The 332-nt window shown below is 69.9% G+C and carries 1 pseudogene; it reads left to right on the top strand.

The window, feature by feature from the left end:
* Window positions 1-168: pseudogene (locus tag AOK11_RS45065) on the top strand (HD domain-containing protein); the annotation flags it as partial.
* Window positions 169-332 lie beyond the last annotated feature (164 nt).

Raw genomic sequence — 332 nt, 5'->3', positions numbered from 1 at the left:
ATGATCCAGGGCATCGAGTACCGGGCACAGGGCTACGCCCACGCTCAGCGGTGGATCGACAACGGACGTGGTCGCATCCTCACCAAGTCCGCCCAGGCCCTCGCTGATGCCGTACTGGAGACCGGATCGCTCGCCCGGCTTCGAGCAGCCCTCGGCGAGACGTCCTGACTGTCAGCGCCGGGCGGTACGGCTGCCCATATGTCCCGGCCCACCCCGACTCGCGATGCTCCGCGCCCAGATATCCAGCAAGTCAACGCGCGCGTCCGGCGCCCCATGAGCAAGCCCGTCGGCGGCGCACCGTCGGGTGCGAACGCCTCCTCGCCCTGTGGGCG

Source organism: Streptomyces hirsutus (assembly GCF_001418415.1).
Lineage (GTDB): Bacteria > Actinomycetota > Actinomycetes > Streptomycetales > Streptomycetaceae > Streptomyces > Streptomyces hirsutus.
The sequence above is the reverse complement of the archived record's forward strand: the minus strand, read 5'-3'. Positions and strand labels throughout refer to the sequence as shown.